The organism is Pseudomonas sp. R4-84 (genome assembly GCF_054130985.1).
Genome location: NZ_CP096390.1, coordinates 4,535,758 through 4,550,126, shown reverse-complemented (window position 1 = coordinate 4,550,126; position 14,369 = coordinate 4,535,758). Strand labels below are relative to the sequence as shown.

At 59.1% G+C, this 14,369-nt stretch carries 16 protein-coding genes and 1 other RNA gene; 11 read left to right on the top strand and 6 right to left on the bottom strand.

Annotation, left to right across the window (positions count from 1 at the left end; genetic code table 11):
• Positions 1–93: 93 nt before the first annotated feature.
• Positions 94–990: a GlxA family transcriptional regulator gene (locus tag M1D68_RS20745; protein WP_420765651.1), complete on the bottom strand. Its 897-nt coding sequence runs from the start codon at positions 988–990 to the stop codon at positions 94–96.
• Between the two features lie 243 nt (positions 991–1,233).
• Between M1D68_RS20745 and M1D68_RS20740 the strand changes: the two genes are divergently transcribed.
• Positions 1,234–2,370: an acyl-CoA dehydrogenase family protein gene (locus M1D68_RS20740; protein WP_434648883.1), complete on the top strand. Its 1,137-nt coding sequence runs from the start codon at positions 1,234–1,236 to the stop codon at positions 2,368–2,370.
• Positions 2,371–2,502: 132 nt separating this feature from the next.
• On the opposite strand, the gene M1D68_RS20735 is transcribed toward M1D68_RS20740, so the two are convergent.
• Positions 2,503–3,543 (bottom strand): NADP(H)-dependent aldo-keto reductase, encoded by a 1,041-nt coding sequence (locus M1D68_RS20735; protein WP_420765434.1) that lies wholly within the window; start codon positions 3,541–3,543, stop codon positions 2,503–2,505.
• 245 nt (positions 3,544–3,788) lie between these two features.
• Between M1D68_RS20735 and rplM the strand changes: the two genes are divergently transcribed.
• The 8 genes from rplM (at position 3,789) to M1D68_RS20695 (ending at position 9,088) form a co-directional block, all read left to right on the top strand.
• Positions 3,789–4,217 (top strand): 50S ribosomal protein L13, encoded by a 429-nt coding sequence (rplM, locus tag M1D68_RS20730; RefSeq protein WP_003205365.1) that lies wholly within the window; start codon positions 3,789–3,791, stop codon positions 4,215–4,217.
• Between the two features lie 14 nt (positions 4,218–4,231).
• Complete coding sequence (gene rpsI, locus M1D68_RS20725; protein ID WP_003228056.1) at positions 4,232–4,624, top strand: 30S ribosomal protein S9; 393 nt, start codon at positions 4,232–4,234, stop codon at positions 4,622–4,624.
• Between the two features lie 256 nt (positions 4,625–4,880).
• Positions 4,881–5,474, top strand: coding sequence for a ubiquinol-cytochrome c reductase iron-sulfur subunit (petA, locus tag M1D68_RS20720; RefSeq protein WP_305496657.1), 594 nt, complete (start codon positions 4,881–4,883; stop codon positions 5,472–5,474).
• The gene (locus tag M1D68_RS20715; RefSeq protein ID WP_305496655.1) at positions 5,474–6,685 is read left to right on the top strand and encodes a cytochrome b; all 1,212 of its coding nucleotides are present in this window, start codon (positions 5,474–5,476) and stop codon (positions 6,683–6,685) included. The genes petA and M1D68_RS20715 overlap by 1 nt, the downstream gene beginning before the upstream one ends.
• The gene (locus M1D68_RS20710) at positions 6,685–7,467 is read left to right on the top strand and encodes a cytochrome c1 (protein WP_420765433.1); all 783 of its coding nucleotides are present in this window, start codon (positions 6,685–6,687) and stop codon (positions 7,465–7,467) included. Before M1D68_RS20715 ends, M1D68_RS20710 begins: the two co-directional genes overlap by 1 nt.
• Before the next feature lie 152 nt (positions 7,468–7,619).
• Positions 7,620–8,237 carry a glutathione S-transferase N-terminal domain-containing protein gene (locus tag M1D68_RS20705; RefSeq protein ID WP_420765432.1) on the top strand — a complete coding sequence of 206 codons (618 nt, stop codon included), beginning with the start codon at positions 7,620–7,622 and terminating at the stop codon, positions 8,235–8,237.
• Between the two features lie 16 nt (positions 8,238–8,253).
• On the top strand, positions 8,254–8,667 hold the full coding sequence (locus M1D68_RS20700; protein ID WP_434560531.1) for a ClpXP protease specificity-enhancing factor: 414 nt from the start codon (positions 8,254–8,256) through the stop codon (positions 8,665–8,667).
• Between the two features lie 208 nt (positions 8,668–8,875).
• Entirely contained in the window at positions 8,876–9,088 is a 213-nt protein-coding gene (locus tag M1D68_RS20695; RefSeq protein ID WP_457970803.1) for a hypothetical protein, read from the top strand.
• Positions 9,089–9,167: 79 nt separating this feature from the next.
• Here M1D68_RS20695 and M1D68_RS20690 read toward each other — a convergent pair whose 3' ends face one another.
• The 4 genes from M1D68_RS20690 to M1D68_RS20675 form a co-directional block, all read right to left on the bottom strand.
• Positions 9,168–9,746, bottom strand: a complete 579-nt coding sequence (locus tag M1D68_RS20690) for a BON domain-containing protein (protein WP_030139689.1) — start codon at positions 9,744–9,746, stop codon at positions 9,168–9,170.
• Positions 9,743–10,336 carry a phosphoheptose isomerase gene (locus M1D68_RS20685; RefSeq protein ID WP_007928463.1) on the bottom strand — a complete coding sequence of 198 codons (594 nt, stop codon included), beginning with the start codon at positions 10,334–10,336 and terminating at the stop codon, positions 9,743–9,745. The genes M1D68_RS20690 and M1D68_RS20685 overlap by 4 nt, the downstream gene beginning before the upstream one ends.
• A 101-nt stretch (positions 10,337–10,437) precedes the next feature.
• Positions 10,438–10,800, bottom strand: a complete 363-nt coding sequence (locus M1D68_RS20680) for a YraN family protein (protein ID WP_434675891.1) — start codon at positions 10,798–10,800, stop codon at positions 10,438–10,440.
• On the bottom strand, positions 10,800–12,611 hold the full coding sequence (locus M1D68_RS20675; protein ID WP_434560529.1) for a penicillin-binding protein activator: 1,812 nt from the start codon (positions 12,609–12,611) through the stop codon (positions 10,800–10,802). Before M1D68_RS20675 ends, M1D68_RS20680 begins: the two co-directional genes overlap by 1 nt.
• 345 nt (positions 12,612–12,956) lie before the next feature.
• On the opposite strand from M1D68_RS20675, the gene rsmI reads away from it, so the two are divergent.
• Positions 12,957–13,829 (top strand): 16S rRNA (cytidine(1402)-2'-O)-methyltransferase, encoded by an 873-nt coding sequence (gene rsmI, locus M1D68_RS20670; protein WP_420765429.1) that lies wholly within the window; start codon positions 12,957–12,959, stop codon positions 13,827–13,829.
• Positions 13,830–13,903: 74 nt separating this feature from the next.
• Positions 13,904–14,257: RNase P RNA component class A (gene rnpB / locus M1D68_RS20665), an RNA gene on the top strand.
• Positions 14,258–14,369: the final 112 nt, after the last annotated feature.

The following is a 14,369-nucleotide window of genomic DNA, read 5'->3' as shown; positions in this document are numbered from 1 at the left end:
GGACGGGCTTGCTCCAGCCAACATCCATGTCGCTGAACCACCGCCATCGCGAGCAAGCTCGCTCCCACAGTGGATCGGCGCCAATGCCTCGGCCTACGCCGCCTGCTGAAACTGCTGCCGATACTGGTTCGGCGACAGGTCGGTGTGTTGCCGGAACAGTCGCGCAAAAAAGCTCGCGTCGTCGTAACCCACTTCATAACTGATGGTCTTGATGCTCTTTCGACTGCCGGACAGCAGGCCCTTGGCGGTTTCGATCCGCAACCGTTGCAGGTAATGCAGGGGCTTGTCGCCCGTGGCGGTCTGGAAGCGACGCATGAAATTGCGGATGCTCATGCCGTGCTCGCGGGCGACGTCCTCGAAGCGGAACTTGTCGGCGAAGTGCTCTTCGAGCCACTGCTGGATCTGCAGGATGATCACATCCTGATGCAGCTTCTGCCCGCCGAAGCCGATCCGTCCTGGTGAATAGCTACGTTGCACTTCATAGAGAATGTCCCGCGCCACGGCTTGGGCGACGTTGGCGCCGCAGAAGCGCTCAATCAAATAGATATACAGATCACATGCCGACGTGGTGCCACCTGCGCAGAACAAGTTGTCCGCGTCGGTCAAATGCTTGTCCTGGTTCAAGTGGACCTGGGGGAAACGTTCCTTGAAGGCATTGAAAAAGCGCCAATAAGTGGTGGCCTCCTTACCGTCGAGAAGCCCAGCCTCGGCCAGCCAGAAGACCCCGGTGGCTTCGCCGCAGAGCACCGCGCCGCGCGCGTGTTGTTCGCGCAGCCACGGCAGGACTTGTGGGTAACGTTGGCTGAGGGTTGCGAAATCATCCCAGAAGGCCGGCAGGATGATGACGTCGGTGTTTTCCAGGCCGCCGTCCACCGGCATGATCACATCGCTGAAGCTGTTCACCGGTTGGCCATCGGGGCTGACCAGGCGGGTTTCAAACGCCGGCGTCAGGCCGTGGCCCAATTGTTTGCCATAGCGCAGGCTGGCCAGGTGGAAAAAATCCTTGGCTTGCATGAGGGTGGAAGCGAAAACCCGGTCGATGGCCAGGATGCTGACGCGCCGCAAGGGCGTGGAGACGTGCATGGACATAATTCATCTTTATTTTTATAGGGGATAGTGGTCATCAAACGGCTGGATCGTCTTATTTTTTGGCGCAAGTGTCCAGTGTCCCGTTGTGCACGGCAGGCTTAGGCTCTGTCGGATAAGCCATCCAACAATAACCAAAGGTGCGCCATGATCCCCAGAACCCTGTTCAGTCCCGAGCACGAATTGTTTCGCGACAGCGTACGAACTTTCCTAGAAAAAGAAGCCGTGCCGTACCACAGCCAGTGGGAAAAACAGGGGCATATCGATCGTGAACTCTGGAACAAGGCAGGGGAGGCGGGGATGTTGTGCTCGCACCTTCCGGAGGCCTACGGTGGGCTGGAAGCGGATTTTCTCTACAGCGCGGTGGTGATCGAGGAAATCGGTCGCCTGGGGCTGACCGGGATCGGTTTCTCGTTGCACTCCGATATCGTTGCGCCGTACATCCTTCATTACGGCAGCGAGGCGTTGAAACATAAATATCTGCCGAAACTGGTATCCGGCGAAATGGTGACCGCCATTGCCATGACCGAGCCGGGCGCGGGCTCCGACTTGCAAGGGGTGAAGACCACCGCGGTGTTGGACGGCGATGAATACGTCATCAACGGCTCCAAGACATTCATCACCAACGGCTTCCTTGCGGACCTGGTCATCGTAGTCGCCAAGACCGACCCGAAGGCTGGCGCCAAGGGCACCAGCCTGTTCCTGGTGGAAGCGGGGACGCCCGGCTTCGAGAAAGGCAAGCGCCTGGAAAAAGTCGGAATGAAAGCCCAGGACACGTCCGAATTATTCTTCCAGGACGTGCGGGTGCCGAAGGAGAACCTGTTGGGGCAGGCGGGTATGGGGTTCGCCTACCTGATGCAGGAACTGCCACAGGAGCGCCTGACCGTCGCCATTGGTGGCCTCGCTTCGGCCGAAGCGGCGCTGCAATGGACACTGGACTACACCCGCGACCGCAAGGCATTCGGCAAGTCCATTGCCGAGTTTCAGAACACCCGCTTCAAACTCGCCGAAATGGCCACCGAAATCCAGATTGGCCGGGTCTTTGTCGACCGTTGCCTGGAGCTTCACCTGCAAGGCAAGCTCGACGTGCCGACGGCGGCGATGGCCAAGTACTGGGGCACCGATCTGCAATGCAAAGTGCTGGACGAATGCGTACAGCTGCATGGCGGTTACGGTTTCATGTGGGAATACCCGGTTGCCCGGGCATGGGCGGATGCGCGAGTGCAGCGGATCTATGCCGGGACCAATGAGATCATGAAGGAGATCATTGCGCGGTCGCTTTGATAAGGGGGTGGCCTTGAGTCCGCTATCGCGAGCAGGCTCGCTCCCACAGGTGTTTGTGTCGATCGCAATCTAGCGGTCGAACTTAAAGCCAGTGTGGGAGCGAGCCTGCTCGCGATTGGGCCTGTGAGTCAATCAAGGCGCCGGGTTCGGCTGATCCTTGTGAATCGCCTCGATCCCCGCCAGCACTTCATCCGACAGCTTCAAGTCGAAGCTGGCGATGTTGCTGTCCAGTTGCTCCAGCGTGGTGGCGCCAATGATGTTGCTGGTGACGAATGGCTGTTGGGTGACGAACGCCAGCGCCATCTGCGCCGGGTCCAGGCCGTGCTCACGGGCCAGGGCCACATAGCGGCTGCACGCGGCTTCCGACTGCGGATTGAAGTAGCGCATGAAGCGGCTGTACAGCGTCAGGCGGCCTTTGGCGGGGCGCGCGCCGTTTTCATATTTCCCCGACAGGAAGCCGAACGCCAGCGGTGAATAAGCGAGCAGGCCGCACTGTTCGCGGATGGCAACCTCGGCCAGGCCGATTTCAAAGCTGCGGTTGAGCAGGTTGTAGGGGTTCTGGATCGACACGGCGCGCGGCCAGCCACGGGCCTCGGCCAAAGCGAGGAATTTCATGGTGCCCCACGGCGTCTCGTTGGACAGGCCGATGTGGCGGATCTTGCCGGCCCGGACCTGCTCGTCGAGGGCTTCGAGGGTTTCCTCCAGGGGCGTGAAATCTTCGTCGGCCTTGTGGGTGTAGCCCAGTTGGCCAAAGAAATTGGTGCTGCGTTCCGGCCAGTGGAGTTGGTAAAGGTCGATCCAGTCGGTCTGCAGGCGCTTGAGGCTGGCGTCCAGTGCTTCGACGATGTGGCGGCGGTTGTGCTTGAGGTTCTTGTCGCGAATGTAGTCGATGGTGTTGCCTGGGCCGGCGATCTTGCTCGCCAGGATCCAGTCGGCGCGGTCGCCACGGCTCTTGAAGTAGTTGCCGATGTAGCGCTCGGTAGTCGCGTAGGTGTCGGCCTTGGGCGGCACGGGGTACATTTCGGCAGTGTCGATGAAATTGATGCCGGCACCCTTGGCGCGTTCGATTTGGGCGAATGCCTCGGCCTCGCTGTTCTGCTCACCCCAGGTCATGGTGCCGAGGCACAGGGCGCTGACATTCAGATCGGTACGGCCTAGCTTGCGATAGTCCATCGGGGACTCCTTGGGCAAAACAATCATAAAAGCAGGTTGAAATATTTTTCGCAATCTGCATAATTGCGCACCTCTTTCTGCAGTGGAAGTGATGCGCCGCCGCCGAAGAATCTTGCCGTTGAACGGACGCGCCGACCCGAGCCCCCGAAAGCGTCTGTATCCGGCTGCCTTTGACTTGTCAAAGTACGCACTATTCAGTAAGATCCGCCGTCTAATTTACAGGGCGGCCCCTGAGGCTATAAAGAATGAAAACTTTTACTGCTAAACCGGAAACAGTAAAGCGCGACTGGTTTGTCGTCGACGCTGCTGGTCAGACCCTGGGTCGTCTGGCCACCGAAATCGCGAGCCGTCTGCGTGGCAAGCACAAGCCTGAGTACACCCCTCACGTTGACACCGGCGACTACATCGTCGTAATCAACGCCGAGCAAGTACGTGTTACTGGCGCTAAAACCACTGACAAAATGTACTACTCCCACTCCGGTTTTCCTGGCGGCATCAAGTCGATCAACTTTGAAAAGCTGATCGCCAAAGCCCCTGAGCGCGTGATCGAGACCGCGGTTAAAGGCATGCTGCCTAAGAACCCGCTGGGTCGCGACATGTATCGTAAGCTGAAGGTTTATGCGGGCGCTGCTCACCCTCATACTGCTCAGCAGCCCCAAGAACTGAAGTTTTAACGGAATAGTTCATTATGTCGGCGACTCAAAATTACGGCACTGGCCGTCGCAAGACTGCAACCGCACGCGTTTTCCTGCGTCCGGGCACTGGTAACATCTCCATCAACAACCGCTCCCTGGATAACTTCTTCGGCCGCGAAACTGCCCGCATGGTAGTTCGTCAGCCGCTGGAACTGACCGAGACCGTCGAAAAATTCGACATCTACGTCACCGTTATCGGTGGTGGTGTAAGTGGCCAGGCTGGCGCAATCCGCCACGGCATCACTCGCGCCCTGATGGATTACGACGAAACTCTGCGCAGCGCCCTGCGTAAAGCTGGCTTCGTAACTCGCGATGCTCGCGAAGTTGAACGTAAGAAAGTCGGTCTGCGTAAAGCGCGTAAGCGTCCGCAGTACTCGAAGCGTTAATTTCGCTTCCGCGTTCAAAAGGCGCCCAGTTCCTCACGGAGCTGGGCGTTTTTTTATGTGCGAAATAAATGCTCTGTGACAACTTGCCACATTCGTAGAGCCCCTATACTACAAGGCTTGGCGGTTTAGCCGCTTGGTAATTACCTTGTCAGAATTGGGGGTTTTCATTACCATTCGGCAAAATTTTTATAAGTTCAGATTTTTACTTAGTAGACGCCTGATTTAACAGGCCACAAAGCTGATGGGAGAGGACTGAATGAGCAATGACGGCGTGAATGCAGGCCGGCGTCGCTTCCTGGTAGCAGCCACATCCGTGGTGGGTGCTGCAGGAGCGGTGGGGGCTGCGGTCCCGTTCGTGGGGTCATGGTTTCCCAGCGCCAAGGCGAAAGCCGCAGGTGCACCGGTGAAAGTGAATGTCAGCAAGATCGAGCCAGGCCAGCAGATGATTGCTGAATGGCGCGGTCAGCCGGTGTTCATCGTCCGCCGTACAGAGGAAATCCTGGGGAATCTGAAAAAGATCGAGGGCCAGCTCTCCGATCCCTCCTCCAAGAACTCGGTCCAACCGGAATACGTCAACCCTGAAACGCGCTCGATCAAGCCGGAAGTCCTGCTGCTGATCGGGATCTGCACGCACCTGGGTTGCTCGCCAACGTTCCGTCCCGAAGTGGCCCCTGCCGACCTGGGTAAAGACTGGGTCGGTGGTTATTTCTGCCCATGCCACGGCTCCCACTATGACCTGGCCGGTCGCGTCTACAAATCGCAGCCCGCACCCCTGAACCTGCCAGTTCCCCCGCATTCCTATGAGTCGGACGACATCATTGTCGTTGGCGTCGATACGGAGAAAGCGTGATGAGCAAATTAATGGACTGGTTTGATGCGCGCTTTCCCGCGACCAAAATGTGGGAAGACCATCTCAGCAAGTATTACGCTCCGAAGAACTTCAACTTCTTCTACTTCTTTGGCTCCTTGGCGTTGCTCGTCCTGGTCAACCAGATCGTCACCGGCGTCTGGCTGACGATGAGCTACACCCCCTCGGCAGAAGAGGCGTTCGCCTCCGTTGAATACATCATGCGCGACGTCGAGTACGGCTCGATCCTGCGCCTGCTGCACTCCACCGGCGCTTCGGCGTTCTTTATCGTCGTCTACCTGCATATGTTCCGTGGCCTGCTTTACGGTTCATACCAGAAGCCGCGCGAACTGGTGTGGGTCTTCGGCATGCTGATCTACCTGGCGCTGATGGCTGAAGCCTTCATGGGCTACCTGCTGCCGTGGGGCCAGATGTCCTACTGGGGTGCCCAGGTGATCATCTCGCTGTTCGGTGCGATCCCGGTCATCGGCGATGACCTGACCCAGTGGATCCGCGGTGACTACCTGATCTCGGGCATCACCTTGAACCGCTTCTTCGCTTTGCATGTGGTTGCCCTGCCGATCGTGATCCTCGGCCTGGTAGTGCTGCACATCCTGGCGCTGCACGAAGTGGGCTCGAACAACCCGGACGGCGTGGACATCAAGAAGCACAAGGACGAAAACGGCGTACCGCTGGATGGCATCGCCTTCCACCCGTACTACACCGTGAAAGACATCGTCGGCGTGGTGGTCTTCCTGTTCATCTTCTGCTCCATCGTGTTCTTCTTCCCGGAAATGGGCGGTTACTTCCTCGAGAAGCCGAACTTCGAACAGGCCAACGCCTTCAAGACCCCCGAGCACATTGCTCCGGTCTGGTACTTCACGCCGTTCTACGCAATTTTGCGGGCTGTTCCTGACAAGCTGCTGGGCGTCATCGCCATGGGCGCCGCCATTGCCGTGCTGTTCGTCCTGCCGTGGCTGGACCGCAGCCCCGTCAAGTCGATGCGTTACAAAGGCTGGCTGAGCAAGATCTGGCTCTGGGTGTTCTGCATTTCGTTCGTGATCCTGGGCGTGCTGGGCGTACTGGCGCCGACACCGGGCCGGACGCTGTTGTCGCAGGTCTGCACATTCCTGTACTTCGCCTACTTCATTCTGATGCCTTTCTACACCAGGCTCGAGAAGACCAAACCGGTTCCGGAAAGGGTGACTGGCTGATGAAAAAACTATTTGCTGTACTGATTCTTGCTGCCATGCCAGCACTGTCCTTTGCGGCTGAACACGGTGGTCCGGAACTGGAAAAAGTCGACATCGACGTTTCCGACAAGGCGGCCATGCAGGACGGCGCTCGTACGTTCGCCAACTATTGCATGGGCTGCCACAGCGCCAAATTCCAGCGTTACGAGCGCGTGGCCGATGACTTGGGCATCCCCCACGAGCTGATGCTCGAAAAGCTTGTGTTCACTGGCGCCAAGCTGGGCGATCACATGAATATCGGCATGCAGCCTGCGGACGCCAAGTCATGGTTTGGCGCCGCGCCGCCGGACTTGACCCTGGTGGCCCGCGTGCGGGGTACCGATTGGCTCTACGGCTACCTGCGCTCGTTCTACGAAGATCCTGCGCGCCCATTGGGTTGGAACAACAAGGTCTTCCCGAACGTCGGGATGCCGAACGTACTGGTCGGCTTGCAAGGTCGCCAAGTGGTAGGCTGCAAGCAGGTCCAGATCGTCGAGGACGGCAAGAAGCAATATGATCCGCTGACCGGCACGGCTTTGACTCATGAGGCCTGCGACCAGCTGACCATCGTGCCAAACTCTGGCACTCTGACGCCTGAGCAGTTTGATGAGAAGGTCAAGAACCTGGTGACCTTCCTGGCCTACTCGGCCAACCCGGTGAAGCTGGAGCATCAGCGCATCGGTACGTATGTATTGCTGTACCTGGCGTTCTTCTTCGTATTCGCTTATCTGCTCAAGCGTGAATACTGGAAAGACGTGCATTGATAAAGCTGTAAGCCGTTGCTGTTAATCGTGCGCGCCCAAGGGCGTCTCTGAAGGTGTAACGAGCCTGGTCGGCCAGGTGGTTACGGGAGACGTCCTCTGGGCGCGCTCGTTTTTCCGTTTTTCGATAATTTCAACAAGCGAGGAGGATCGCCATGGGCGTGACCAATCGGTTGGCCTGTTACTCCGACCCCGCCGACCACTATTCCCACCGGGTACGCATCGTACTGGCCGAGAAGGGTGTCAGCGCCGAGATCATTTACGTTGAAGCGGGCCGTCAGCCGCCGAAGCTGATCGAGGTAAACCCTTACGGCAGCCTGCCAACGCTGGTCGATCGTGACCTGGCCTTGTGGGAGTCGACCGTGGTGATGGAATACCTGGATGAGCGTTATCCGCATCCGCCTTTGCTGCCGGTATACCCCGTCGCGCGTGCCAACAGTCGCTTGCTCATCCATCGCATCCAGCGTGACTGGTGCGGGTTGGTGGATCTGATCCTGGATCAGCGAACCAAGGAACCGGCACGGGTCGTGGCGCGTAAAGAATTGCGCGAAAGCCTGACGGGCGTGTCGCCGCTGTTTGTCGACAAGCCGTTTTTCCTCAGTGAGGAACAAAGTCTGGTGGATTGCTGCCTATTGCCCATACTCTGGCGTTTGCCGATCCTGGGTATCGAACTGCCGCGGCCCGCCAAGCCGCTGCTTGATTATATGGAGCGCCAATTTGCGCGTGAGGCTTTCCAGGCGAGTCTGTCTGCTGCCGAACGTGACATGCGCTAAGGCTTAGGGAGCCGCTATGAACTCCAGTCGACCTTATTTGGTCCGCGCGCTCTATGAGTGGATTGTGGACAACGATTGCACCCCGCACATGCTGGTCAATGCCGAGTATCCCTCGGTCCAGGTGCCGCAGGGTTTTGCCAATGACGGGCAGATTGTATTGAACGTATCGCCGGCCGCTGTGCGTCATCTGCACATGGATAATGATGCGGTCAGCTTCGAAGGGCGTTTTGGCGGCGTGCCGCACACGCTGTACGTGCCGATTGCTTCGATACTGGGGATTTATGCCCGGGAAAATGGCCAGGGCATGGTATTCGAGCTGGAGGTGCCGCTGGAGGGCGAAGAAGAATTCGAGGCGGACGATGATATGCCGCCACCGGATGACGAACCGCCGCGGCCTAGCGGGCGGCCGAGCTTGAAGGTGGTGAAATAACTGGCGGGTTTAGCAGTTTGCCGGCTAGTTGAGAAGAGTGCCCGTGTCGCGAGATGCGGGCGTTTTTTTGGTTGAGTGTGGTGTGTGTATCCGTTTCTTTGGTAACGGCTGCTTATGGTTCCGCCCTTACGGCGGGTCACTTTTTTCAGACGCCAAAAAAGTAACCAAAAAGGCTTTGCCCCACCACTCGGCACCTCGCCCAGGCGAGGTGTTCCCTCACTCCGGCCTTGCTCCGTGGGCCCGCCGCGAAGGGCCGTCCCTGGCCCAGCGCGGCTATCCCGGCATCCATGCCGGGATGCCCACTGCGCAATGCCTGCGTTCGGCCATCGTGGTTAACGGGGCGTCGAAGATCAAAGTCCAAAGCAAAAGCAAGAGCAAGAGCAAGAGCAAGAGCAAGAGCGAGAGCGAGCGGGCGCGCTGACCCACCCCCCCCCAACGATGCATAAAAAAACGGCGCTTTCCTTTCCAGGAAAAGCGCCGTTCTTGTGCGAGCATTTATATCAGTCGATGTACTCAAACAACTTCACAATCTTTTGTACCCCAGAGACACCCTGAACCAAATTGGTTGCCTGCGCAGCCTCCTGCTTGGTCAGCAGCCCCAGCAGATAGACAATCCCGTTCTCGGTCACGACCTTGATGCGCGACCCTGGAATGCTGGCGTCGGTCAGCATCTGCGTCTTGATCTTGGTCGTCAGCCAGGCATCGTTCTGGCGCGCCAGCAGGGAAGAGGGCTGCAAGACCTGCAATTCGTTATGCACGGTCTTGACCCGCTGCACGGCGCTGGCCTCCTGCTCGGCCTTGGCCTTGAGGTCGGCCCGTGGCGTCTGGCCGGCCAGCAGCACGACGCCGTTGAAGCTGGTGACGACGATGTGCGAATTGTTGTCCAAGTCCGGGTCGGCCTTGGCGATGTTCACGCCGACTTTGGTTTCGATCAGGGAGTCATCGATCTTGCTGCCGAAGGTGCGGGTGCCGCGGTCATCTTCGATCGGCTTTTCCCGGCTGGCGTTAACCACCGATGTGCAGCCGCTGATGCCGAGGCACAGGGTCAGGGCCAGAAGGCCTAGGCGATTAGGGGTCATTCTTCACTCCCGAACAGTTGGCTGTCGATCAAGTCGCAAAGGCAATGGATCGCCAGCAGGTGGACTTCCTGAATACGTGCGGTGACATTGGCCGGTACGCGAATCTCGACGTCTTCGGGCAAGAGCAAGGATGCCATGCCGCCGCCGTCGCGACCGGTCAATGCTACGACAATCATTTCGCGATCATGTGCGGCCTGGATCGCTTGAATAATATTGGCCGAGTTACCGCTGGTGGAGATCGCCAGAAGCACATCGCCGGGTTGGCCGAGGGCGCGGATCTGCTTGGAGAACACTTCGTTGTAGCTGTAATCGTTGGCGATCGAGGTGATCGTCGAGCTGTCGGTCGTTAATGCGATGGCCGGCAGGCTCGGGCGTTCGCGTTCGAAGCGGTTGAGCAGCTCCGATGAGAAGTGCTGGGCATCGCCGGCCGAACCGCCGTTGCCACACGAGAGCATCTTGCCTTCGTTGAGCAAGGCGTTGACCATCACTTGGCTGGCTTGCTCGATGTGCGGTGCAAGTACGTCCATCGCCTGTTGCTTGGTGTCGATACTGGCCTGAAAAAGCTGGCGGATTCGCGATTGCATGTCCATCTGTGTGACCTTAAGTAGCGCGACTTATCGGCACAAGCATGTGCGGCGCGCAAAGCAAAGAGCAAAAAAGTTGAATGAAGGTGTCCGGCCAGGCTGGGCGTTCAACTGTCGAAGGCGTTCTGCAGCCAGTTCAACTGGTCGGCGTTGCTGTCGATGGCGACCACGTCGAAGCGGCAGGGGTAATCGGCCCAGCGAGACTCGCGTTGCAGAAAGTACTGCGCGGCGAAAATCAGCTTCTGGCGCTTGCGCTCGTCGATGCTCTCGATCGCGCCGCCCCATTGGGTATTTTTTCTGTAGCGGACTTCGACGAATACTACTGTATCGCCGTCAAGCATGACCAGATCCAGCTCGCCGCGTTTACACAACCAGTTCTGTGCCAGCAGGCGCAGACCTTGTTGTTGCAGATGCGCGAGGGCTTGGCCCTCGGCATTCTTTCCGCTTTGCAAGTGTGATCGGTCAAGCATCAGCGCTGGGTGTCCGGCAGGCGCTGCACCTGGCCATTGATGAACTGGGCCCACGGCAATTGACGTTGCACGCGTTGGGTTGGCGAGATCGCCAGGCTGCCTGACAGGCCTTCGATGCGGCTGTCCGGAAGTGCCTTGAGCTGGCCCAGGCGTGGAGCGAGGCGATAGGCGTCGGCACCCATCGCATACAGTCGGCCCAGGCTGCCACCGGCCTGCGGCCATTGTGCAGTGACCTGCTGACGCAGTGGGTCGTTAGCGTCGAGCAGCCATGGCGTTTCACAGAAACGCACGCCATTCATGTCGTTGTATTGGTTCTGGTCGCCGCTGACGCTGAATACCGAAGACGTCGCATAGACCGGCACGTCGCCGGCGTACTGGAAGTTCAGGGTCGGCTTGATCTGCTGGGCCTGCTGCGGAGTCGATGCCAGGAAAATGAACTCGATGTCCTGGCGACGCGAAGGCTGGGCCGCTACTGCGGTGCCCACCGTGCTTTGCAGGCTTTTGGCGCGACCTTCGCTCTGGCGCAACTGGAACATGTCGGCGATCTGCTGGGCCAGTTGCACAGGCTGGTCGACACGCTCGATCGCAACGATGGTGCCGCCATTGGCCTGCCAGTCCTGGCTGAAGGCTTTCAATACCCGATCGCCCCATTCGCCTTTCGGCACCATGGCGGCGGCGCGATGCAGGCCGTCGGCGCGAGCACGACGGGATACTTCGCGGGCTTCATCTTCCGGGGCCAAGCCGAACTGGAAGAGTTGGGGTGGGCCCTGTTCGCCCTCGCTGTAGTTCAATGCCAGGGTGGTAATCGGCAATTGCGGGCGAAGGCTGATCTGCTTGACCAGTGGTTTTTCCAGCGGGCCGACCACCAGTTGTACGCCGTCGGCCTGGGCCTTGCGGTAGAACTCGTCCATGGAAGTCAGGCTGGCGCTGTCATAGACCTGAATGCTTGGCGGCTTCTGTCCAGCCTGTTGGGCCTGGTAGTGCGCAGCCATGAACCCTTCGCGCAGGGCTTTGGCAACCGAGGCCAGCGGGCCGTTCTGCGGCAGCAGCAAGGCGATCTTGCTCAGCGGCTGGCTTGCCAGCTCCTTGAGCTTGACCAGTGGCGTCGGCAATTGAAGCGCGGCTGGGTGTTTCGGGTTTTGTTCGCGCCAGCTGTCGATGGCGGCCTGTTGTTGCTCCAGGGTGCCGGCGGTTTTCACCGCCTTGGCCAGGCTCAACCAGCCACCGAGGTCGTCGGTGGTGGTCGGTTGCAGTTGATCGGTAGGCAGCGAAGCGATCAGCGACCAGATCGCCTCGTGGTTTTTAGCCGCGGCTTCGCCTTCCAGCAACGGCGCGATAAAGATCCGCTCCTTGGCGGCCGCCAGGGTCTGGCCATCGGCTTCAAGGGCCCGAGCACGCACGGTGCCGGTGCGCACTTGCTGTTCCACCGGCATTTCGCCCAGGTGCTGCAGGCTTGGATGGCCCAGGGACGTCAGCGCTGCCTTGGGCTGGTTGCGGGTCATCGCCAGTTCGGCTGACAGCGTGCTGGCGAAAATCTGCTGGCCGGGCTTGAGTTGCTCCAGCGGCACTTGTTGCAGGATCTGTGCGGACTGGCCGGCATTGCCCTGGCGGTAGGCCAGGTCCGCGGCGCTCAGGCGCAGCAGGGCGGCTTTTTCCGGGTTTTTGCTTTGGGTGGCCTGTTCGAGCAATTGCTCGATACTGGCATCCGGGGTCCGTGGGAGTTCGCCAAGGCTGGACGAAGGCGAACTGGCGCAAGCCGCCAGGAGGGCAGCGAGGCAGAGGGCGGAGAGCAGCCGCAGGCAAGCGATCATGTAAGTGTTCCTGATACGAGATCAAATTAGCGTCGAATTGTACCCAAGCAGCGGCTGGGGCGCGATGTTAGTGGTGTGAATCGATCAATTTAGGTATTTCAAAGAGTGCGGCGCAGCATAAATCCGAGGGTGTCGATTCCCCGTGGCGAGGGAGCTTGCTCCCGCTGGGCCGCGCAGCGGCCCCAAAACCATTCAACACGGTACATCAGAATGTGGCTGTCAGATTTTTACGGCTGCTGCGCAGCCGAGCGGGAGCAAGCTCCCTCGCCACAAGTGCTAATGTGACCGGCCGAGAATGGCGGCACACGCTACAATGGCGGTTTTTACCCTCATGAGGTGTGCGTTTTGACTGCTCCAGGTGCTTCGAATTCCGCTGCTGGCTCGCTTTTCGTGGTGGCGACGCCTATTGGCAACCTGGACGATATCAGCGCCCGTGCGCTGAAGATCCTGAAGGACGTCGCCCTTATTGCCGCTGAAGATACCCGTCACTCCCAGCGCTTGCTGCAGCATTTCGGCATTTCCACGCCGCTGGCGGCGTGTCATGAACATAACGAGCGGGACGAGGGCAGTCGTTTTATCACCCGGCTGCTGGCGGGCGATAACGTGGCGCTGATTTCCGATGCCGGCACGCCGCTGATTTCCGATCCGGGTTATCACCTGGTGCGCCAGGCTCGTGCTGCCGGCATCAATGTGGTGCCAGTACCCGGGGCTTGTGCGTTGATCGCGGCGCTGTCGGCGGCCGGCTTGCCGTCGGATCGATTTATCTTCGAGGGCTTTCTGCCAGCCAAGGCGGTGGGGCGACGAGCGCGCCTGGAAGCTATAAAGGAAGAGCCGCGCACATTGATCTTTTATGAAGCGCCGCACCGTATCCTTGAATGCCTCCAGGATATGGAGCTGGTGTTTGGTCCCGAGCGCCAGGCGTTGCTGGCGCGGGAACTGACGAAAACCTTCGAGACGCTCAAGGGGCTGCCCTTGGCGCAATTGCGAGGTTTCGTCGAAAGCGACAGCAACCAACAGCGCGGTGAATGCGTTGTACTGGTGGCCGGGTGGACGCCGCCGGAAAGCGAAGACGCCGTGAGTGGCGAAGCGATGCGCGTCCTGGATCTGTTGTTGGAGGAAATGCCATTGAAACGTGCGGCGGCCCTCGCCGCGCAGATCACTGGCGAACGCAAGAATGTGCTGTATCAGGTCGCGCTGCAAAAGCAGAAGGACCAATGAAACCGCCATGCCCGGCTGGCTGCGGGCTTTTAGCGCTTGTTCTTGAGGCGCTGTACCGTTAACCTTCGCGGCGGAGAGTCGATCGGACAGTCGCTGCCCTCTATGAAAATTAGGGGGGGGAGGAAAGTCCGGGCTCCATAGGGCGAAGTGCCAGGTAATGCCTGGGAGGCGTGAGCCTACGGAAAGTGCCACAGAAAATAACCGCCTAAGCGTTTCGGCGCCGGTAAGGGTGAAAAGGTGCGGTAAGAGCGCACCGCACGGCTGGCAACAGTTCGTGGCTAGGTAAACCCCACTTGGAGCAAGACCAAATAGGGTCCCAAGGCGTGGCCCGCGCTGGGACCGGGTAGGTTGCTAAAGATGTCCAGTGATGGCCATCGTAGACGAATGACTGTTCAAGACAGAACCCGGCTTACAGATCGACTCTCCACCTTTTTCCCTCCCTGCCGGAATCGCTGGCAGACGCAGTTCCTAATACCAAAAAAATCTTACTCTTAACAAATCACTTTAACTTGTGCGCGCAGTCCCCTGTACCGCCTCAGG